Origin of the sequence: Tateyamaria omphalii, assembly GCF_014651375.1 — a bacterium.
Taxonomy (GTDB): domain Bacteria; phylum Pseudomonadota; class Alphaproteobacteria; order Rhodobacterales; family Rhodobacteraceae; genus Tateyamaria; species Tateyamaria omphalii.
This window is the reverse complement of record NZ_BMWT01000002.1, coordinates 698,765-717,458: the sequence shown is the minus strand read 5'-3', so window position 1 is coordinate 717,458 and position 18,694 is coordinate 698,765. Positions and strand designations below refer to the sequence as shown.

Below are 18,694 nucleotides of genomic sequence, written 5' to 3'. Positions count from 1 at the left end.
ATCAGCCAAGCCAGTTGTTTACGATCTCCACAACGGCGTCGGGCTGTTGGTGCAGCAGCCAATGGTCAGCATCCGACACATGGGCGCGGGTCAGTGACGGGGCAAACTCTTCCAAACCCTCGGTCGACACGGGCAGCAACGCCGTGTCGCCATCCGCCCAGATCAACAGATGCGGACAGGTCACACGCAGCCGGTCCAGGGGCAGGTCTGGCATGTCTACCGGCTTGCCAGGATCGGCGACGATCAGGGGGGAAGCGCGATACCAGTTGATCATGCCACGCAGCCCGGATTGCCGCCACGCAGCCTTGTAGGCCTCCAGCCGCTCACCTGCCAGCCAGCTCATGTCCATCTTGGCCGAGAACATCTTGAGAAGTTTGCCGAAATCGTCAGCCAACAACATATCCTCGGACCCCGCGCTGCGCAGGAAGTTGATGTATTGCGACGCCTCTGACTGCGCAGCACCTGCCGCCATCGCCCGCTGGAAGGGGACTGGATGCACACCGTTGGCAATGATCAGGTGCGCCACTAACTCGGGCCGGAACATGGCCAGACCATAAGCAACGGATGCGCCCCAATCATGGCCCATCACGATGACCGAACCGCGGTCCCCGATCAGGTGCGCCATGTCGCCAACCAGCTTCGATGTCGCGTATTCCCCGATATCGTTCGGGGCGTAACTGGCGCCATATCCGCGTTGATCGGGGGCAACGCAGTAGTAGCGGTCGGACAGGCGCGTGGCGATTTCGTCCCACGCGCCGCCATATTCGGGAAACCCGTGCAGCATCAAAATCATCGGATGCGCTGGGTCTCCCCATGACCGCACCGTGAAGTCATGTCCGCCCAAATCGCGTGTGGTAACGTCCATCATTGACCCTTTGGCAGCGTTTCGAAGCGCAGACCCTTGGCAGTGCGCGGCGCAAAGCCTTTCCAATAGGTGTGATCCTCGGTCGGGTTGCCGGCCTCATCAAGATCAACCAGCCCATTGCGGGAATCCGGTACCAGCTCCAGATACTCCGCCTTTGCCGTATCACTCTTGAGGTGCAGATCAAAGAACGCGGTGGCGAAGTGCTGCGCGATGTTGTTCATCCGGGTCGTATCCCACACCGCATCAGCGTAGTGCTCGAAGGGGTGGAAATCGAGCCCGTCAACAGGCTCCCAGCTTTCCTTTGGGGCAGGGATGGGCGCCGCAGCGTTGTGATTGGCGTAGTCAAACGTCAAAAGATGACGGTCCGCACCCACAGCACCAACAAAGAGCTCGCGCATGGCATCATAGACCGACACATCGTCATCGCTGCCGGCCATGAACATCGTAGGTACGCGCAGGCCAGCTACCCCGCTTGTATCCCAGAACCCTGCATTGTTTCCCCAAGGCCCGATGGCGATGATCGCTTTGACACGATCGTCCATTAGTGCCTCGTGACTTTCGGACATGGCCAGATGTGCCTCCAGCAGATCATTTGGAGCACCCCAGCTGAACTCGGTCGAGGCCTGCGTGACTCCGGCACCGCCAAAGATCAACGCACCATAGCCACCCATGGAATAGCCCACGACGCCGGTGTGATCCGCATCAACGATCTCACCCAGTGACCCCTGCAATTCGGCCATATGATCTAAGACAAAAGCCTGATCCAAAGGACGGTTGTACAGGGTCGACCCAAAAGCGGCTTGGTTGGAATAGGTGCTGTCCGTATGATCAATCGATACGGTGACATAGCCCTTGGATGCCAGGTTTTCGCCCAAATGGCTCAGCAGGAAGCGGTTCCCGGGATACCCGTGGCTGATGATCACCAATGGAAACCGGCTGCCGCTTGCAGGCTGCGCATCTCGCGCCGCACGACCGTTCAGTGTTACTTCGGTTGTACCGTCACGCAGAATGGCGGTGTATGTGCCGCCCGGTTCGGTTCCCTCCGCAGCCGGGTACCAGACTTCCAGGGTCAGCGGGCGATCATAAGTGGGCATGGTTTTGCCCTTCACATTTACGACGTCGATGCTGTCGGGAATCGTGACTTCCAGGGTTTGCACACCGATTGGGAAGGCACCGTACTTTGCCAATTCTGGCGCATCCGGGCGAACTTGGTCAATCGAGTTCGCCCAAGCACCTGCTGCGGTCAGGGTTGCGGCAAGTGCCGGACCGAGTGCACGTGAGACAGTCATAGCGGCATCCTTTGGATAGATTCAACCTATGGTAATGCATCCCCTACTGTGACAGAGCCGCCCGGAGGTGCAAGTGTTGATCTGTGTCGCAACGCCTTCTCTTCGGGCGGGCGGTTGCGCAAAATGAAGATCGGGGTTGAGGCAACGCGATGGCTTGCCTAAATCTTGGCAATGTCCTTTCGTCGATCTCTAATTGCTATTGCAGCTGTGGCGCTGTCAGCCCACGTGGCGTCTGCCCATCCGCACGTGTTCGTCGATACAAAGCTGAAGGTCGTTGTCAGCCCGGATGGTACGCTCGAAGGGGTCGAGGTGCATTGGACCTATGATGAATTCTATTCCTTGCTCCTGATGGCTGACCTCGGTCTGGACCCCGATGGTGACGGCGAACTGACGGACGGCGAACTGGCCCGGTTGAATGGCTTCGACCTGCAATGGATCGAAGGGTTTGAAGGGGATAGTTATGTCGCGCGCAACGGCAAACCTGTTGCGCTTGGCAAACCCTCTGGACGGGGGATCTCGGTCAAGGATGGTCGGATCACCTCGGCGCATTTCCGACGTGCGCAGGGACCTGCGGCGGGTGTCGTTATCAAGGCATATGATCCGACCTTTTACACGGCCTATCATTTGATTGGTCCGGTCGCTACAGACGGGCCTTGCTCTGCCACGATCCAGCCTGCCGATCTCGATGCGGCCTACACCCTGGTCGAAGAGCTGCTTTACGCCACGCCAGCGGCGGAGGCAGAAGACTCCTATCCGGAAGTGGGCGAATCCTTTGCGGATACTGTCACGCTGTCATGCGCGGGCTAAGGATTGGCGTCCTTCTGGCTGTTGCCGCAGCAACGCTGTGGCTCTTTGGCTTTGGCGGGGTGACAGATATCGGCCAATGGGCTGCTGCCCAGCAGCGTGAAACCCAGGCGGCTCTTGCAAGTGGCCTACGCGCGGTGCGGGCAGGCGAGCCGGGCGCGTGGTTCGCTTTGATGGGAGTTTGCGCTGCATACGGGTTTTTTCACGCTGCCGGGCCGGGCCATGGCAAGCTCGTGATTGGTGGCTACGGCGCAGCAGAACAGGTGACCGCGTGGCGTTTGTCATGGCTCGCCATCGCATCTTCCCTCGCACAGGCATTTACAGCGGTGTTGCTGGTTGCCCTTGGGGCATGGGTTCTTGGGTGGGGCCGCAATGAATTGACCGATGCAGCTGAGAAGGTGCTGGCACCCGCCAGCTATATTGCAATAGCGCTCTTGGGCCTTTGGCTCATAGTGAGAGGGGTGCGCCGTACGCGGAATGTCGTTGTCCATGATGTGGACGAGAAAGGACATTGCAGCAGTTGTGGTCACGCGCATGGACCAAGTGTCGAGCAAGCGGCATCGGTATCGTCCTGGCGGGATGCGATCGCCATAATTGGCTCGATCGCCATGCGGCCCTGTACCGGTGCTGTGTTCCTGCTGATTCTTTGCTTTGGCTTCGGCATTCCCTGGGCGGGCGTCGCAGGTGCGTTTGTCATGGGGTTGGGCACAGCCAGCGTGACGGTCCTTGTTGCGCTTGTTGCAGTGACAGCCCGGCAAACAGCGTTCTCCGGCTGGTCGGGGGCGGGCAGTGTCCGCGCCATGGGTGTTATCGAGATCATGGCCGGTGCATTGATTGCACTGGTGGCAACGACCCTCGTTCTGCCCCTGCTTTAGCGGGTCCGGGTGGCATCTCGCCGCCCGGAGTACACTGGGGCTTTTCTTGCTCAAAAAGCAGGCGTAAGGGTGGGGAATGTCCACCCGTAAAATGTCATATGGCGCGCATGCGCGTGCAATCCTTTCGCTTGGTCTGCCGTTGATTGGCGGGCATCTCGGACAGATTGCGATCGGCGTGACCGACACGGTCATGCTGGGCTGGTATGGAATCGAGGAGCTGGCGGCCCAGGGGGTTGCAGGCAGCCTGTTCTTTGTTCTGTTTCTGATGGGGTCAGGCTTTGCCTGGGCCGTGATGCCCATGGTGGCATCATTCCATGCTGAACAGGACGAAACCAACCTCCGTCGGGCAACGCGCATGGGATTGTGGTTGAGCCTCGGCTTCGCATTTCTGGCGATTCCTCTCATGGTGATGGCCGAACGCGTGCTGCTGGCGCTGGGACAGACCGAAGAGATTGCAGCGCTTGGAGCCGATTATCTGAGAATCGCGGGCTGGGGCATCCTTCCGGCCTTGCTGGTGATGACTTTCAAAAGCTACTTGGCGGCGCTTGAACGCACCCAGATTGTACTTTGGATCACTCTGGCGGCGGCACTGGCCAATGGGCTTGCAAATTACGCGTTTATCTTCGGGAATTGGGGCGCCCCTGCCTGGGGTATCGCGGGTGCAGCTGTTGCATCGGTTGTAACGCAACTTGTCATGCTGATCGGTGTCGTGAGCTATGCCCTGATCGTGCTGCCTGAACACCAGTTGCTCAGGCGGCTTTGGCGTCCGGATTGGGAGATGCTGGGCAAAGTGTTCCGGCTCGGTCTGCCGATCGGCCTGACCAACCTGAGCGAAGTCGGATTGTTCGCAGCCTCCGCCGTCATGATGGGCTGGCTCGGAACCATTCCGCTGGCTGCACATAACATTGCGCTGCAACTGGCCGCAATCACCTTCATGGTACATCTCGGGCTCAGCAATGTCGCAACGATCCGGGCGGGCAATGCGTACGGTCGCGGAGATCTGGATCATATGCTGCGCGGCGCTCGCACGGTGATTGCGATGAGCCTTGCGATGGCTGTTGCCACAATCATCTTGTTCATAACGCTTCCGGAACCGCTGATTTCCCTTTTCATGGATCAGGACGAACCGGCCCGGGATCAGATACTCGAAATTGGTGTATTGCTGCTGGCCCTGGCGGCACTGTTCCAGCTGGTGGACGGGGCACAGGTTATCGCGTTGGGCTTGTTGCGCGGCGTGCAGGATACAACGATACCGATGGTGCTTGCAGGAGTGTCCTATTGGCTGGTTGGAATGCCCGCCTCCTATGTCCTCGGGTTCGTTCTGGAGTGGGGCGCGCCGGGCATCTGGCTCGGCCTTGTGCTGGGACTCGCCTGCGCCGGGGTGGCACTCATGCTGCGGTTCTGGATGGTGTCGGTGCCGAAACTGGGGCGCACCGCCGGACAGGGCGCTGCGTCCGCGATATGACAAAGAACGGGCAGGGGACTGTCCCGCCCGTTCCAAGCCATGGTCATTTCTAAAGAATGAAGTCCCCGGCTTCGACCGCGTTCACCCAGACCAACTCGATCATTTCGTCAACGGCGCCATCGCCATCACTGTCGATCTGCACAAAGTCGCCGTCGAACAACACTTCTGCCTGCGTGCCGGAGAATGAGGCACCTTCAACATAGGTCAGCCCGCCAAACCCTCGCAAATCGAGCTTGTCGATGATCGACGTAAAGCCGCGGATCACGTCCATAGTGGCTACGGTTGTCCCGCTGTCACCTGGGTTGAAGACAAAGACGTCCCGGGCCTCGATGTCTTCGTAGTCGAGAATCTCGTCGGCACCTGCGCCTCCGATCACACGATCTTCGCCGTTTCCGCCGGACACTGTGTCGTTACCGTCCCCGGCAAACACGTAGTCTGCATCGTCGCCACCATGCAAGTCATCCATCCCCGCGCCCCCTACCAGGCGGTCCTCTCCACCGCCACCTCGCAGGCTGTCATTGCCATCATGGCCAAACACCGTGTCATTGCCGTCTTCGCCGCGCAACGTGTCCTGGCCATCTGCGCCCATGATGAAGTCGTTGCCTGCGCCGCCAGTGATTGAATCGTCTCCCGCATTGCCATTCAACGTGTCATCGCCATCATCGCCGCGCAGCGTGTCATTGCCGTCTTCGCCGCGTAATGCGTCATCGCCGTCACCGCCGGTTGTACTGTCGTCTCCGGCACCGGCAAACACGGTGTCATTGCCCGCACTGCCATATGCTTCGTCAGCGCCTGCACCAGCAAACAGAGCGTCGTTTCCTTCGTCGCCCCACAGCGTGTCATCACCGTTGTCTGCGCGCATTACATCGTTTCCAATGTCGCCAGACAGTCGATCATTGCCCGCGCCACCCCACAACGTGTCATTCCCTTCGTTGCCATACAGGGTGTCATGGCCGCCTCCGCCATTCACCAAATCGTGCCCTTCGCCGCCGCTCAGCGTGTCGTTTCCGCTCTGACCGATAACGGTGTCATCACCTTCTTCGCCCCACATACGGTCATTGCCAGCCTGACCGTTGAGGTAATCATTGCCTTCACCGCCTCCTGCGGTGTCGTTGCCCGTGGCCCCGAACACAGTATCGTTCCCGATCCCGGCCCAGATCTGGTCATCACCGCCACCTGCGTTGAAAATTTCGTTGGCGGCCCCGGCCAAAACGAAACTGTAGTTGCCTGAACGCAGCGTTTCGCTCTCGTTCGTGCCGTAAACCCGGCTTTCGCCGTTGACGAAGTAATTCATCCAACCGGCAACATCAGTTACACGCTCGTTTTCATTGCCGTCCTCGTTTTCAAAGCGCCCGTCCACGATGTCGAAGCCGAGGTGATAAATCGCATCCGCGACCGTATCGATGAAGTCGCGACCGCGGAATTGAAGTGCGCCGCCATCACCCTGCACAAGGTGGAACCCGGTTTCCTCATTGCCCTCATCGTCGCCGTGACCTTCAAGAAAGGTCTCATACAGAGCTGGGTCGTTCTGGATGAACGACGACAGCACATACATGTCGCCTGGTGTCAGCAGGCCTTCGTTGTTGACACCGGTGGCTGACATGGCCGTTTCGAATACTTGGTTCATTTGGCGCGCCGCAGCGGCGCCGCCTTCGATATCGGCTGGATAGATATTGGCAATGAGCCCCGGTTCGGTTTCGACCAGTTCTGCGATGGTCTCCAATCCGTTTGGTGTGATGGGTGCAATGGGTGGCTGGGGCATCTGCATGTCTCCTGGCTGTTTGATCACTTCAGCCAGTGCCGCTAAGCCGCCTCATTGCCTAGCACGACGTACACCACCGCATGTCATAGGCGGAAAGTGAACAAATCGGTCTCGAAAAATCACATAACTTGAGTGCCCATCCGCCGACTGGTGTTCAAGAGGGTATCAGCCCTTTGCCCCCTTCATCAGGCGGTCAGCCTTCTTGCGCACGAGCACGGACCGTAAGTCGTGCATGGCCAGCAGAAGGGCGTCCGTCACGTCTTCCAACTGATCTTCTGTCGCGCGGCTTTGCGCCCAATGCGTAGTAAGGTTCAGGTAGTCGATCGCCCGGTGAATATCGTCGATGTCACGATGGGCCAGCACTTCTGCGCGTTCTTCCATCCATGCTTCAATCCGCGCGAGATCATCGGCGGACAAGGTCCGATCACCGTGCGGTTTGATTTCGCCGTTCCGAATGTTGACGACCGCGATCTGGTCCATCTCGATCCGGCGTTGCCGGTTCTCGGTATCCACTCGAAACACGGCCGCACCGTTTTCACGCACACGGAAGTAATAGTCAGGAAGCTCCGCGCCCATAGTAAACCACCCTCGTTATGTCAGCCCCGCACAGAAGGACTGGATGCGGGTGCAGGCCTCTTTCAGGGCCTCGTCTGACGTAGCGTAGCTGACGCGGAAGTTTGGCGATAGCCCAAAGGCGGCGCCAAAAACCACGGCTACGCCGGTCTCTTCCAGCAGGGCCGTGCAGAAATCCTCATCATTTTCGATCTTCGTACCGCCGGCTGAAGTCTTGCCTATGCAGCCCGCGATCGATGGATAGACGTAGAATGCACCGTCCGGCACCGGGCATGCGATGCCCTCTGCCGCGTTCAGCATCTCGACCACCAGGTTGCGGCGACGTTTGAATATCTCGTTATTGGGGGCTATGAACTCTTGCGTGCCGTTCACTGCCTCAAGGGCAGCAAACTGGCTAATGGAGCAGGGGTTCGATGTCGATTGTGACTGCACCTTGCGCATTGCTTTGATCAACTCTTCGGGTCCCGCCGCATAGCCAATGCGCCAACCGGTCATGGCGTAGGCCTTGCTGACGCCGTTGACGGTCAGTGTGCGGTCATAGAGACGTGGTTCGATCTGTGCAGGAGTTGTGAACTCGAAATCATCATATACAAGGTGCTCGTACATATCGTCCGTCATCACCCAGACATGCGGGTGGCGCATCAGCACATCGGTGATCTCTTTCAACTCTTCTCGGGTGTAACCAGCGCCCGTCGGGTTCGATGGAGAGTTGAAAATCAGCCACTTTGTCTTGTCGGTGATGGCGGATTCCAGCTGATCTGCGGTCAGCTTGAACCCGGTCTGTAACGACGCCTCGGCGATCACAGGCGTGCCGCCTGCCAGCAGAACCATGTCCGGATAGCTTACCCAATAGGGGGCAGGGATTACAACCTCGTCACCTTCATTCAGCGTCGCCATCAGCGCGTTGTACAGGATCTGTTTGCCACCAGTTCCGACGGTGACTTGTGCCGGGCTGTAGTCCAAGCCGTTGTCGCGCTTGAATTTTTCAACGATGGCCTGCTTCAGTTCTGGAATTCCGTCAACCGGGGTGTATTTCGTCTTACCAAGTGCAATGGCAACCACGGCGGCATCCTTGATGTTCTGCGGCGTGTCGAAATCTGGCTCACCAGCACCCAGGCCGATGATGTCCTTGCCCTGCGCTTTGAGGGCAGCGACCTGTCCTGTCAGGGCAACAGTCGGGGACGGTTTGACGCGGTCGAGTGTCGCGGAAAGGAATGTCATGTTGGCCTCGGGGCGTTAGAACGGTATCCAGACCCTCATAGGCGGCGTACCTCGCGCGATCAAGCGCCAGCGCCGAGAAGGAGAGCAATCCCATGGATGATCTGCAAGACTGGTACAGCGCAGAAGCGGCGACATTCGGCGACCGTGTGGCGGGCGCACGCGAACAGGCCGGGATGACTCAGAAACAACTTGCGAAGCGTTTGGGAGTGCGGCTGGCAACACTGCGCGCCTGGGAAGACGATCTGAGCGAACCGCGTGCCAACCGTTTGTCGATGATGGCCGGATTGTTGAACGTTTCAATGATGTGGCTGATCAATGGCGAGGGCGAAGGCCTTGATGCCCCCGTGACCGAGGAACCTTTGACCGCCGACATGCGCGATCTATTGACCGAGGTGCGTGACATGCGTTCGGACATGTTGGCGCGCGCTGAACAACTGGGGCGGCTCGAGAAAAAGTTGCGCGTCGCCATGCAGACTCCAACCGATGTCTGATGAGCCGCGCGAACATCGGCTAAAGCGGCTGCATATGCGATCCATGCGCCGCGGGATCAAAGAAATGGACCTGATCCTGTCGACCTATGCCGGGCGGCATCTTGTGGACATGACGGATGCCCAACTGGACGTGTACGACGCGATGCTTAATGAAAACGATCAGGATCTGTATCGGTGGGTGACGGGGCAAGAAACGCCTCCAGCCCACCTTTCCGAACTGATTCACGCTGTCTCACGCACGTTTCAGCCCGAAAACTAGCTGCTTCGGCGCATTTAACTGAATATTTCCGAATCAACCGCATCTTCTGGCAAGAACAGATGACGTCGGAGAAAACGGATGAGCATTCAGGACCCTATTGGCCAGGTCCCAGGCATGGCCGATAAATCGACCGCCAACGCCAGTTTCATGTTGGGTTACCTTGAGGCGCTGTCGCTCGTCGAACGGCTGCACCGTTTGTTGCTTGATGTGATCAAAGATGAATTTGAACGGGTAGGCGTGTTGGAAATCAACGCAGTTCAGGCGCTGCTCCTGTTCAACATCGGCGACAACGAGGTGACAGCGGGCGAGTTGAAAAGCCGCGGCTACTACCAAGGCTCGAATGTCAGTTACAATCTCAAGAAACTGGTGGAAATGGGGTACATGCACCACCAGCGATGCGAGATTGACCGACGGTCGGTGCGCGTGCGCCTTACGGAGAAGGGGCGCAAGATCCGCGACGTGGTGAACGAGTTGTTCCTGCGCCATGCAGATGGATTGCAATCCAAAGGTGTGCTGGGACCTGAAGGTATCATCGATATCACCGCATCACTCAAGCGTATGGAACGGTATTGGACGGACCAAATTCGCTATATCTACTGATCAGCACTGGCTGGAAGCCCAGGGTTCGGCGCAGGAAACACTTCTCCAAGGATCAGCGTCTCCAACTCTCGTTCTAGCTTGCGCGCCATGGCGGCGGCGTAGTCCTCGAACCCCAGCGCGGTTTCAACGAAACTGTCTGATCCGACAATCACATTATTCTGAAAATAGGCGGACAGTGCTGAAATTTCGCCCTGCTGTAGGTCCCCCATGCCAACAGTGTCCGCACCGATCACAAGGGCGTTGATCGTGATCCCGGTATCTTCCAACTCCGGCTTTACATCTATTGGGCGGATACCCAGGTTCGACTTGCCATCTCCGGACAAGTCCAAAGTGAGCTTCCAGCAATCCGAACGCTGTGCCAAATGCGCCGCGCCCTCACGCATCGCCAGACCAAGGGCGGTGCCGGGACTCGCCTGTCGTCTTTCGGTCGCTCGCAACTGACCAATCACGCCGTTGAGCACTGCCGCACTATCTATCGCCGTCCACGGCAGGATCACTTCCGGGTCTTCCGGGCCGCTCCATTCGTATACAAGCAGGTGCACAGGCGCCGATGGCACCTGCAATAAGGCTTGTCGAACCTTTCCGCTGTCCAAGGCGGCCGCCAGCCCATCCATCTGCAAACGGTATTCCCGGACATCGACAGACCCGGACACGTCCAGCCCCAAGGCCAAAGCTTGGCGACAAGCGGATTCGCTCCTTGCAGTTGTTGCCGCCAATAACGCGGCGCAGATCAGAAGCGCACGGATCATCCGCCGCCGATGTGCACGTCAAGCGCACCAATAATTGGCGGCGTCAGCTCCCGTTCAAGCTTCCGGCGCATCGCGCGTTCATAATCCTCGAAACCTTGCGCAACCTCCAAAAATGCACCGGGGCCCCGCAATACCTCGTGTTCATAAAACTCGATCAACATGGTCTCCGACGTAAATTCCGCTGCATTCACAACCAAACCATTCACCGTCACCTCGTCAAAAGCAAACTCGCGATAGGCCAGTTGGGGTCCAAAGCCTTCGTTGTTCTGCCCATCTCCCGCCATATCAATGGTCCGGTACAGGCATGATGGCGCTCGCTCGAACATCTCGGCCCCGAAACCCAAGGCATAGCCCATTGCGGTGGGGAACTCGTTGTGGGAGCGTTTGCTGGCGGCGACAGTCTCTGCCGCGTCGAGTAAAGCGCCAGGGCTGTCAATCAGGGTCCAGTCCAACACGACCTCCTGATTGTAGCGCCCCGACCATTCATACACGGCCAGCGCAACGGGCGCATCCACAGCAAAGAAGGCGGCGCGGACCTCGGGCGCTGTCAAGGCGGCGACAAGGCCACCCCGTTGCAACTGGTCCTCGGTCGCGTCGACGGATGATGACACATCAAGCGCCAGCAAAAGTGCCAACCGACACGCCGCCGCAGGGGATGCGGCGACGCAGGCGGCCAGAACGGCTGCAGTTCTTACCAATGGCCTGTGTTTTCCATGCTGGCCCAGGGTTCGGCCGGGGGCAGGGCATCGCCCGCCTGCAGCAACTCGATCGACACGTTGTCGGGGGATCGGACAAAGGCCATGTGCCCATCACGCGGCGGACGATTGATCGTCACGCCATTGTCCATCAGATGCTGGCATGTCTCATAGATGTTATCCACGCGGTAGGCGAGATGCCCGAAATGGCGGCTGTCATCCGGCAAACCTTCATCGCCATCCCAGTTATATGTCAGCTCAACAGGGCATTCCGGTTGGTCCGGTGGTGCCATGAAAATCAGCGAAAACCGCCCGCCTTCGCTGTCATGGCGCCGTGTCTCCTCAAGTCCCAGCAGTTTGTAGAATGCCATCGAGGCATCCAGGTCCTTCACGCGAACCATTGTGTGCAGATAGGTTAAGCCCATGCTGTTTGTCCTTGATTGACTGGGTCAGAACAAGGATTGAAATCCGATGCTGACCCCAAAATTTTGCGTTTCATATCGGCTGATGTTCGAGTTTGTACGTTCAGCCGTGAAAGAGACTTTAGGCGCAAAGCCGTGGGTGTCAAAATCCTTGAACAGTAACGATGTCGAGAGTGTCACACCTTCGTCGTCACGGGCTTCGTCAAACCCGAACAGTGTATCATCATAGCGCCTTATCACGCCGGAAGCCGAGAATGTTGCAGTTGCCCCCATGATGGGCTTGCCCAACGTGTAGCTTGCCCCGACCCGTAGACCTGTGTGGGTGACAAATGCACTGTCTGCTTCGCTGCGCGACAGGCTGGCATTAAGCGAAAGATAGTCACCTCTCGCCAGCGGCTTGATCCAGGTTGCACCGACACCGGTTGTGAAACCGGATCGTGTCTCGGAATCTTGGCGATCCGCATAACCCACGCTGCCGTGCCAGATGAGGCGAGACTTGCCCTGCAAAACGCGTGACTGTCGATACCGAAGGGTTGTTTCGTCCGAAAGGTGGTCGCGGCCATACCAAACACGTCCAAAGCTGAGTTTGACAGTGTGTTTTGGCGCATTCGGACCCGATTGGAAATCTCGTCCAATCGATGCCTGAGCGCGTGTAAAGGCAAAGTCCGAATCTTCGACACCTGCCGGGATGTTCGCATCTTCTTCGGTCAGAACCACGTTCTTTTGGTCGAACTCGAAGGATGCAAAATTCTGACTCTGTGCTTTGATGCTGAAGTTGTAGCGCAAATCGACCCCAGATGTGATTTCAATGCCAGACAGCGGCACTGCAGCCTCATCAACAAACACCAAGCCACCCAAAATGACACTGTTGTCTCGGGGGGCGTTGTTGACGTTGTCGCTGGGGGAAATCCCAAATTTGAACCGCACTGACCATGGGTTCGTTTTGCGGACAAAACTATGGTCTCGAATGGCCCGCGCGCGTGCGTGGTCGTTCGGTGCCACATGCGCCGCACGTCTCAGCCAGAGCTGTGCGCGCGACTTCTTGTTGTCCTTGGACAGGGCCTGTGCCGTTGCAATGGCCGCGTGATATTTGAATTCAGGCGTATCCGCATGTTTCCAACCCTCACGGGCGGATGCATGGGCCTCTTTATAGTCTCCGGCTGCGCGCAAGGCATGTGCCTTCAGGATATGCGACTGCGCGTCCGCGCCGTCGCGCTCGATCAATGCGTCCAGAACAGACAGCGCTGCACCAGGTTGGCCAGAGTTGATCAGACGCGAAGCAAGTACTCGCGCCTCATCCGGCTTGACCACCGTTTGTGCGGTCGAAGGGGCCTGTGCATAAAAGGCCCCAACAACCGCAACTGAAAGCACAAGGGCGCGGTTCACCGGTTCGCGACGATGCCGCCGATCTCACGTGTGGTATTGTCCGTCGTCTCCAATACGACAATACCTGCGATCTCTTCGCCATTGGGGCCAGCGAATACGCCTTCCCAGTTGCCGTTTCCAGCGATTGTACCTGTGGCATCTAGCAAAACCGCGTCGGTAGACAGGATAAGACCGTTGTCAAAGTCGATTTCACCGTTCGCCAAGCTGATCGAATCCGAAAGAGTGGCAATCTGAGCGCCGGTATCATCATAAAGAACTCGGTTCGTAACGCGGCCCTCGACAGCCCCCACTTCGTCAAAGTCGCCAAAGTCTGCGGTCAACTGCGCATCACCGGTTACGTATTCCACGCGGTCCCCATTCCCGACACCATTCAATACCGTGCGCACGGCACCATATTCGCCATTGTAAGTGAGGATACCGTTCAAGGGCAGTGTCGGATCCGCGCCCAAACGTTGAGCGCCCGCGCCACCAAATCCGAAGCCTATGAATTCGGCCGACGTGGCCGCGGTGACCTGCGAGTTGCCTGTATCTGACCTGCGGAAAATCGCGAAATACTGTTGTTCACCAGTGCCCGGGGCAGGGTCACTCTGATAAGCGTCAAAGCCGCTGCCAACGAAATTCTCCGTTGTGATCCGGACATATTGGTTGTCTGGGTCATCAAAGGGAATGTTGTTGATGACCAACGTGTCCGACGCTGGATCAAACACGACATTGTTGACGGTCAAGTTACTGCTGCTGGTGCCGTCGCCAAAAAACACCGACCGCGTGCCGGTGTTTGGATCCGGCGTGTTGTCTTCCGGGGCCGGGTCGCCTCCCGAATCCGGTTCGTCGCTACGGGGTCCATTGCCACACGCCGCGACCAGAGCGGTCAGTGTGCACACTGCTACTATCCGTTTCATGCCTGAAAACCTTTGCGGTCTATGTCCTGCCTCTTTTGTGGTAAGAAAGCGCCGTAACCCCCCAAAAGTCAACGCTTTCGTGACCGTACTGATTCGCGCCGCCCGTGAACCGTTGCCAAAAAACGACCCCGATCTAGCGGTTCTCATCGGCCAATCCACAATATAAGGTGTAGTCCTGATAGATTCTGTGGATAAAGGACGCGCCCCATGCCGCTCAGCCCCGAACAGCTTGCCGAAATCGAAGAGCTGCGCAGCCACACGCAGCCCACGCTCCGTGCCACCGTCCCGGGGATGGAGGCGCATCTCTACAAAGCCCAACCCGTGCTCGACCATGGCTTTGTCCGCGTCATCGACTACATGGGCGACGACAGCGCCATCTGCCAGGCCGCGCGCGTCAGCTACGGCAAGGGCACCAAATCCGTCCAGAACGACGAAGGGCTGATCCGCTACCTCATGCGCCACTGGCACTCGACGCCCTTCGAGATGTGCGAGATCAAGCTGCACGTCAAACTGCCCGTCTTCGTTGCACGCCAGTGGATCCGCCACCGCACCGCCAACGTGAACGAATACTCGGCCCGCTACTCGATCCTCGACCGCGAATTTTACATCCCCGAGCCCGACGCGCTCGCCGCCCAATCGGTCGTCAACAACCAAGGCAGGGGAGAGATGCTGCAGGGCGAAGAAGCCGCCCGCGTCCTCGAAATCCTCAAGGCCGACAGCACCCGCGCCTATGACAATTACGAGGCGATGATCAGTCAGGACGGTCAATCCGGCCTCGCCCGCGAACTCGCCCGCATGAACCTGCCCGCGAACATCTATACCCAATGGTATTGGAAAGTGGACCTGCACAATCTGTTCCATTTCCTGCGGCTGCGGGCGGATGCGCACGCGCAATACGAAATCCGCGTTTATGCGGATGCGATCTGCGAAATGGTCAAGGATTGGGTGCCTGCGGCGTATAAGGCGTTCGAGGATTACCGTATGGGTGGTGCGACGCTAAGCGCCACAGCTCTTGCGTGTATTCAGAGAATGTTGAAAGGTGAAGAGGTCACGCAGGAGAATTCCGGCATGTCCAAGGGGGAATGGCGGGAGTTTATAGGGGTTATTGGGTGAGTGAGATTGTTGTCAAGTCGATCTCTGTATATCCAAACTCATGACTCCGAACCTTAAAGCGGTTCCCGTTATTGGCGATCTCCAATTGAAAGTTTAGCTCGGAACTCGGATGCCCAGCCCATTGATTGATCAGATCAATGTTTTGGGAAGAAAAAAAGCTTTCGAAGTCATCGAGTCTGCTTCTTGCCTGATCGAGCACAACTTTGGACCGCTTAATCGCGCGCTCAGCTTTTTCCATTTCTGCCGTTGTCATATCGCAAATTGCCAGAAAACAGCGGTTTGGTTCATTCCCAAAATCAAAGAGACTAAGCATCTCCAATTGCTGTTTAAGCTTTTTTGCTAGTTCGTTCTTGGATGCGACGAAGCTCTGACCAACGCAAAAACCGATGCGAACTTCGCGAAATTTCGACGCACCCGCACTGGTCGTCATCGCTATTCCGGAACGTGAATTTAACCTTTCCGATACCGACAAGTAACCTGAACGCATTCCCGAACGTAGGTACTGAGCTATCGCCGGATTTTCGCGGCGCATCGCGAGCCAAACTGTTTCTTGTGCATCAGCACGCGCTAATTCAGCGGAATAGTCCAACAGCAGGTTTGGAAGTAAATGAAGATTGGCTTCTAAGTACTCCTCTCGAGCTTCCTGTTGCTGTCGTTTCTTGAAAGCGTATTGCTCTCTATCCCATTTTTCATTTATTCGCTTGCCGCACTCACGGCCAATAGCACGAATAACCCTTTCCTGAGGGAACCAAACTAGGTATCCGGCCAAATACTTTGGGGAGGTTGGTGAACAAATCGGGCAAGGAACGGCCCGCAGGTCTTCGCGCTTTTTCCGATCAACTTGAAATTCAGCAAGGATCTCTGCGTTGTCTAAGTCAAAGGCTTGTTTGGTGGTAATCAGGCTATATGTCTCGGGTTGCCCAGTTTTCCTGACATGATCCTTAAACGAAGCTATCATGTTGGGAGACGGTTTGTCCCGGAGTGTTACGGTGTCAGTTTTGCTTACTGTATTTGCAGATGCAGACTTCAACAATGAACCTTTCGAGTCCAAAGAGAGAACAAAACGCCTTTCACGCTTTGTTCCTCGCTAAATTTTCCTCCTCCCTGCTTTGAGTAAGAGTAACACATACCTCACGCTGCGTCAAGCTGCCGCATCTAGGGAGGGTGCACACAGCGTGTCGTACCGCATCATGTTGTGACGCCATCAACGCCCCAAGCACGGAATCAAGGCCAAAGGCCGCCGTGCCAGCGCCGGACCGCCCCCCGGGCCGGCGCTACATCCCCACCAGCGCACCGCCCCACCAAACTCACTCACACGACAACCATAAACCGCGCCGCAGCACCGTCGCCGCGCCAACCCGCGGTCCGGCGCTGTCACGGCTCAGCGCTCAATTGAAATGCGCCCCGGGGCGCCGCTCGTTCGCACCTTCCACAAAATGCGCTGCATATCACACCACGGGGGATGGCCTTGCGCCATGGACCTTCCAAAGCCTACGCTCCCCCATGGACCCGCGCACCCAACTCCACGCCCGCCTCGAAACCCTCGATGCCGAGGACGCCGCAGGCGTACACGCCCAGGCCACCGTGGAACTCGACCAGCAGGCCGTCGGGCGTCTCTCCCGCATGGATGCGCTCCAGAACCAGGCCATGGCGCAGGCCCAAGCCCGGATGCGCAATGCCGAACGCCAGCGCATCCTTGCCGCCCTCAAACGGCTCGATGACTATGAATATGGCTATTGCACCGATTGTGGTGAGCCCGTCGAAGCAAAGCGCCTGATGGCGGATCCGACCATTCCACGCTGTCTCGATTGCACGCGCGGCTGAAAGCGGTTTATCCACAGCACGTCATAAAACTGTCACATGGCCTGAAAGCTGCTATCTTTGGGATATGTGGAAAATCATCCCTCGTCTTCTGCTCGGCGCACCCCTCGCCGCCAGCCCGATTGCCGAGGTGATCTGCGCCCCAACCGACCAGATGCAAGCCAGGCTGAAACAGCAATTCGGCACCACGCGCACCGCAACTGGCATGCGTAGCCCCGAAGAGATGATGGAGGTGTGGACGGACAGCCGTGGCGACTGGACCATGGTGGTCCGTTATGCCAGCGGCACGTCGTGCATCGTGGCCATGGGCGAACATTGGTCCGAGGTGAAAAACCCGGCCTAGGGCGCTGCGCGATCGCGCAATTGGGCCACCAGCGCGCCGTTGTCCTCTTCCCACATTTTCCACGCCCGGTACCCTTCGATCTGCGCCTGTGGACCCGTCAAATCACCCGCGAAATGCGCCTTCACTGCGTGGTAATGCCCCATGCAGCGCGCCCACTCGCTGGGCGACGGGAACTGTGTTTCCGCCGACACTTCGCACGCGTAGTAGAGGGACAGCAGGCGCATCAATTCGGTCATCGGTATACCCGTGGGTTGTGGTGACTGTTTCCAGCCTAGCCACAAACCGGCAAATTCCGAGTAAATCATGCGTGCGGTGGTGTGATCCGCCAAAAAAACTGGACTTGTGACCAGCCAAACGGCATCGTTTGCATAGATTTCGTGGTGTGTTGAAGGAATGAGGGAAGATATGCCATTCACCAAAGTGATGACGGCCGCTGCGGCCTTTGCGCTTCTCGGGGCTGGGGCGGCCTTGGCGCAGGATCAGGCGGGTCCCAAGATCTACGCCTTTCACAGCAAGCACAATTACTGCCCGACCGGGCTGCAACCCGTGACAATCGATGGCACCATCTGCTGTGGTCGTCCCAACCAAGGCATCAGCTATCAACAGGCACTGGCTCACGCAGCGGCCAAGAAACGGCATCGCGCGCGCCACAGCAGCTGCCCGGTCGGCGCCAAGGGCTGCTCGTTCAACTGATCACCACGCTCACCAATGCAAGCGGCGCAGGATAAGGTCGTGCGCCGCTTTATCGCGTGTCTCAGGGGGTCAGAGCAGTTTCAGTTCGCCAGCCATCTGGCGCCCATCCCTGCCTTCCAGCAGTTCGAAACTGACTTTTTGATTGTCGGCCAGCCCGGTAAGCCCGGACCGTTCGACGGCTGAAATATGTACAAAAACGTCTTTGCCGCCCTCATCCGGAGCAATAAATCCGTAGCCTTTAGTGGTGTTGAACCACTTCACGGTGCCAGTTGGCATGTTCCCGTGCCTCCTTTACCTTGCAGTCTCCCCCGACGCGGAACGTCGTGCCAGGGGCCGTCATGACGCCAGCAATATCCAGACGCTGCCGCC

General features: G+C 57.8%; 23 protein-coding genes. 10 read left to right on the top strand and 13 right to left on the bottom strand.

Annotated elements, in window-relative coordinates; genetic code table 11:
• Position 1: 1 nt before the first annotated feature.
• Positions 2 to 868 carry an alpha/beta fold hydrolase gene (locus tag IE087_RS09155; RefSeq protein ID WP_373296497.1) on the bottom strand — a complete coding sequence of 289 codons (867 nt, stop codon included), beginning with the start codon at positions 866 to 868 and terminating at the stop codon, positions 2 to 4.
• The gene (locus IE087_RS09150; protein WP_189369000.1) at positions 865 to 2,154 is read right to left on the bottom strand and encodes an alpha/beta hydrolase family protein; all 1,290 of its coding nucleotides are present in this window, start codon (positions 2,152 to 2,154) and stop codon (positions 865 to 867) included. Before IE087_RS09150 ends, IE087_RS09155 begins: the two co-directional genes overlap by 4 nt.
• 171 nt (positions 2,155 to 2,325) lie before the next feature.
• Here IE087_RS09150 and IE087_RS09145 point away from each other — a divergent pair, with 171 nt between their 5' ends.
• The 3 genes from IE087_RS09145 to IE087_RS09135 all read left to right on the top strand — a co-directional run bounded on the left by IE087_RS09145 (position 2,326) and on the right by IE087_RS09135 (position 5,298).
• Positions 2,326 to 2,961 carry a DUF1007 family protein gene (locus IE087_RS09145; RefSeq protein WP_189368999.1) on the top strand — a complete coding sequence of 212 codons (636 nt, stop codon included), beginning with the start codon at positions 2,326 to 2,328 and terminating at the stop codon, positions 2,959 to 2,961.
• A complete protein-coding gene (locus IE087_RS09140; RefSeq protein ID WP_189368998.1) occupies positions 2,949 to 3,833 on the top strand; it encodes a nickel/cobalt transporter in 885 nt (294 codons plus the stop codon). The genes IE087_RS09145 and IE087_RS09140 overlap by 13 nt, the downstream gene beginning before the upstream one ends.
• Before the next feature lie 76 nt (positions 3,834 to 3,909).
• Positions 3,910 to 5,298 (top strand): MATE family efflux transporter, encoded by a 1,389-nt coding sequence (locus IE087_RS09135; RefSeq protein WP_229801317.1) that lies wholly within the window; start codon positions 3,910 to 3,912, stop codon positions 5,296 to 5,298.
• Between the two features lie 49 nt (positions 5,299 to 5,347).
• Here the strand turns inward: IE087_RS09135 and IE087_RS09130 are convergent, their stop codons facing one another.
• From IE087_RS09130 to IE087_RS09120, 3 genes are all read right to left on the bottom strand, one after another.
• Positions 5,348 to 7,060, bottom strand: coding sequence for a calcium-binding protein (locus tag IE087_RS09130; protein ID WP_189368997.1), 1,713 nt, complete (start codon positions 7,058 to 7,060; stop codon positions 5,348 to 5,350).
• A gap of 165 nt (positions 7,061 to 7,225) precedes the next feature.
• Entirely contained in the window at positions 7,226 to 7,636 is a 411-nt protein-coding gene (locus IE087_RS09125; RefSeq protein WP_189368996.1) for a hypothetical protein, read from the bottom strand.
• 15 nt (positions 7,637 to 7,651) lie between these two features.
• Positions 7,652 to 8,854 (bottom strand): pyridoxal phosphate-dependent aminotransferase, encoded by a 1,203-nt coding sequence (locus tag IE087_RS09120; RefSeq protein ID WP_189368995.1) that lies wholly within the window; start codon positions 8,852 to 8,854, stop codon positions 7,652 to 7,654.
• A 92-nt stretch (positions 8,855 to 8,946) separates the two neighbouring features.
• Here IE087_RS09120 and IE087_RS09115 point away from each other — a divergent pair, with 92 nt between their 5' ends.
• The 3 genes from IE087_RS09115 (at position 8,947) to IE087_RS09105 (ending at position 10,204) form a co-directional block, all read left to right on the top strand.
• Positions 8,947 to 9,345 (top strand): helix-turn-helix domain-containing protein, encoded by a 399-nt coding sequence (locus IE087_RS09115; protein WP_189368994.1) that lies wholly within the window; start codon positions 8,947 to 8,949, stop codon positions 9,343 to 9,345.
• Positions 9,338 to 9,604: a succinate dehydrogenase assembly factor 2 gene (locus IE087_RS09110; RefSeq protein ID WP_189368993.1), complete on the top strand. Its 267-nt coding sequence runs from the start codon at positions 9,338 to 9,340 to the stop codon at positions 9,602 to 9,604. Before IE087_RS09115 ends, IE087_RS09110 begins: the two co-directional genes overlap by 8 nt.
• Before the next feature lie 78 nt (positions 9,605 to 9,682).
• Positions 9,683 to 10,204: a MarR family winged helix-turn-helix transcriptional regulator gene (locus IE087_RS09105; RefSeq protein WP_373296496.1), complete on the top strand. Its 522-nt coding sequence runs from the start codon at positions 9,683 to 9,685 to the stop codon at positions 10,202 to 10,204.
• Here the strand turns inward: IE087_RS09105 and IE087_RS09100 are convergent.
• From IE087_RS09100 to IE087_RS09080, 5 genes are read right to left on the bottom strand one after another with little or no spacing between them, the layout of a single operon-like run.
• Positions 10,198 to 10,953, bottom strand: a complete 756-nt coding sequence (locus tag IE087_RS09100) for a DUF1194 domain-containing protein (protein ID WP_189368992.1) — start codon at positions 10,951 to 10,953, stop codon at positions 10,198 to 10,200. The genes IE087_RS09105 and IE087_RS09100 overlap by 7 nt on opposite strands.
• The gene (locus tag IE087_RS09095) at positions 10,950 to 11,651 is read right to left on the bottom strand and encodes a DUF1194 domain-containing protein (protein WP_189368991.1); all 702 of its coding nucleotides are present in this window, start codon (positions 11,649 to 11,651) and stop codon (positions 10,950 to 10,952) included. Before IE087_RS09095 ends, IE087_RS09100 begins: the two co-directional genes overlap by 4 nt.
• Positions 11,645 to 12,073, bottom strand: coding sequence for a VOC family protein (locus tag IE087_RS09090; RefSeq protein WP_189368990.1), 429 nt, complete (start codon positions 12,071 to 12,073; stop codon positions 11,645 to 11,647). Before IE087_RS09090 ends, IE087_RS09095 begins: the two co-directional genes overlap by 7 nt.
• A gap of 24 nt (positions 12,074 to 12,097) precedes the next feature.
• Positions 12,098 to 13,456: a surface lipoprotein assembly modifier gene (locus IE087_RS09085; protein ID WP_189368989.1), complete on the bottom strand. Its 1,359-nt coding sequence runs from the start codon at positions 13,454 to 13,456 to the stop codon at positions 12,098 to 12,100.
• Positions 13,453 to 14,355 carry a hypothetical protein gene (locus tag IE087_RS09080; RefSeq protein WP_189368988.1) on the bottom strand — a complete coding sequence of 301 codons (903 nt, stop codon included), beginning with the start codon at positions 14,353 to 14,355 and terminating at the stop codon, positions 13,453 to 13,455. Before IE087_RS09080 ends, IE087_RS09085 begins: the two co-directional genes overlap by 4 nt.
• 207 nt (positions 14,356 to 14,562) lie before the next feature.
• Here IE087_RS09080 and thyX point away from each other — a divergent pair, with 207 nt between their 5' ends.
• Positions 14,563 to 15,468, top strand: a complete 906-nt coding sequence (thyX, locus tag IE087_RS09075; RefSeq protein ID WP_189368987.1) for an FAD-dependent thymidylate synthase — start codon at positions 14,563 to 14,565, stop codon at positions 15,466 to 15,468.
• Here thyX and IE087_RS09070 read toward each other — a convergent pair.
• The gene (locus IE087_RS09070) at positions 15,458 to 16,498 is read right to left on the bottom strand and encodes a hypothetical protein (RefSeq protein WP_229801316.1); all 1,041 of its coding nucleotides are present in this window, start codon (positions 16,496 to 16,498) and stop codon (positions 15,458 to 15,460) included. The genes thyX and IE087_RS09070 overlap by 11 nt on opposite strands.
• 473 nt (positions 16,499 to 16,971) lie before the next feature.
• On the opposite strand from IE087_RS09070, the gene IE087_RS09065 reads away from it, so the two are divergent.
• Entirely contained in the window at positions 16,972 to 17,292 is a 321-nt protein-coding gene (locus IE087_RS09065) for a TraR/DksA family transcriptional regulator (protein ID WP_189368985.1), read from the top strand.
• Positions 17,293 to 17,356: 64 nt separating this feature from the next.
• Positions 17,357 to 17,632: a hypothetical protein gene (locus IE087_RS09060; RefSeq protein WP_189368984.1), complete on the top strand. Its 276-nt coding sequence runs from the start codon at positions 17,357 to 17,359 to the stop codon at positions 17,630 to 17,632.
• Here IE087_RS09060 and IE087_RS09055 read toward each other — a convergent pair.
• Positions 17,629 to 17,868 (bottom strand): hypothetical protein, encoded by a 240-nt coding sequence (locus IE087_RS09055; RefSeq protein WP_189368983.1) that lies wholly within the window; start codon positions 17,866 to 17,868, stop codon positions 17,629 to 17,631. The genes IE087_RS09060 and IE087_RS09055 overlap by 4 nt on opposite strands.
• A gap of 169 nt (positions 17,869 to 18,037) precedes the next feature.
• Here IE087_RS09055 and IE087_RS09050 point away from each other — a divergent pair, with 169 nt between their 5' ends.
• Complete coding sequence (locus tag IE087_RS09050) at positions 18,038 to 18,325, top strand: hypothetical protein (RefSeq protein ID WP_229801315.1); 288 nt, start codon at positions 18,038 to 18,040, stop codon at positions 18,323 to 18,325.
• A 69-nt stretch (positions 18,326 to 18,394) separates the two neighbouring features.
• Here IE087_RS09050 and IE087_RS09045 read toward each other — a convergent pair whose 3' ends face one another.
• The gene (locus IE087_RS09045) at positions 18,395 to 18,601 is read right to left on the bottom strand and encodes a cold-shock protein (RefSeq protein WP_039682550.1); all 207 of its coding nucleotides are present in this window, start codon (positions 18,599 to 18,601) and stop codon (positions 18,395 to 18,397) included.
• Positions 18,602 to 18,694: the final 93 nt, after the last annotated feature.

Bases quoted from the DNA above. Each gene is read 5' to 3' on its own strand.
- IE087_RS09155 (WP_373296497.1), bottom strand. From the start codon at position 868: ATGATGGACGTTACCACACGCGATTTGGGCGGACATGACTTCACGGTG.
- IE087_RS09150 (WP_189369000.1), bottom strand. From the start codon at position 2,154: ATGACTGTCTCACGTGCACTCGGTCCGGCACTTGCCGCAACCCTGACC.
- IE087_RS09145 (WP_189368999.1), top strand. From the start codon at position 2,326: ATGTCCTTTCGTCGATCTCTAATTGCTATTGCAGCTGTGGCGCTGTCA.
- IE087_RS09140 (WP_189368998.1), top strand. From the start codon at position 2,949: ATGCGCGGGCTAAGGATTGGCGTCCTTCTGGCTGTTGCCGCAGCAACG.
- IE087_RS09135 (WP_229801317.1), top strand. From the start codon at position 3,910: ATGTCCACCCGTAAAATGTCATATGGCGCGCATGCGCGTGCAATCCTT.
- IE087_RS09130 (WP_189368997.1), bottom strand. From the start codon at position 7,060: ATGCCCCAGCCACCCATTGCACCCATCACACCAAACGGATTGGAGACC.
- IE087_RS09125 (WP_189368996.1), bottom strand. From the start codon at position 7,636: ATGGGCGCGGAGCTTCCTGACTATTACTTCCGTGTGCGTGAAAACGGT.
- IE087_RS09120 (WP_189368995.1), bottom strand. From the start codon at position 8,854: ATGACATTCCTTTCCGCGACACTCGACCGCGTCAAACCGTCCCCGACT.
- IE087_RS09115 (WP_189368994.1), top strand. From the start codon at position 8,947: ATGGATGATCTGCAAGACTGGTACAGCGCAGAAGCGGCGACATTCGGC.
- IE087_RS09110 (WP_189368993.1), top strand. From the start codon at position 9,338: ATGTCTGATGAGCCGCGCGAACATCGGCTAAAGCGGCTGCATATGCGA.
- IE087_RS09105 (WP_373296496.1), top strand. From the start codon at position 9,683: ATGAGCATTCAGGACCCTATTGGCCAGGTCCCAGGCATGGCCGATAAA.
- IE087_RS09100 (WP_189368992.1), bottom strand. From the start codon at position 10,953: ATGATCCGTGCGCTTCTGATCTGCGCCGCGTTATTGGCGGCAACAACT.
- IE087_RS09090 (WP_189368990.1), bottom strand. From the start codon at position 12,073: ATGGGCTTAACCTATCTGCACACAATGGTTCGCGTGAAGGACCTGGAT.
- IE087_RS09080 (WP_189368988.1), bottom strand. From the start codon at position 14,355: ATGAAACGGATAGTAGCAGTGTGCACACTGACCGCTCTGGTCGCGGCG.
- thyX (WP_189368987.1), top strand. From the start codon at position 14,563: ATGCCGCTCAGCCCCGAACAGCTTGCCGAAATCGAAGAGCTGCGCAGC.
- IE087_RS09065 (WP_189368985.1), top strand. From the start codon at position 16,972: ATGGACCCGCGCACCCAACTCCACGCCCGCCTCGAAACCCTCGATGCC.
- IE087_RS09060 (WP_189368984.1), top strand. From the start codon at position 17,357: ATGTGGAAAATCATCCCTCGTCTTCTGCTCGGCGCACCCCTCGCCGCC.
- IE087_RS09055 (WP_189368983.1), bottom strand. From the start codon at position 17,868: ATGACCGAATTGATGCGCCTGCTGTCCCTCTACTACGCGTGCGAAGTG.
- IE087_RS09050 (WP_229801315.1), top strand. From the start codon at position 18,038: ATGCCATTCACCAAAGTGATGACGGCCGCTGCGGCCTTTGCGCTTCTC.
- IE087_RS09045 (WP_039682550.1), bottom strand. From the start codon at position 18,601: ATGCCAACTGGCACCGTGAAGTGGTTCAACACCACTAAAGGCTACGGA.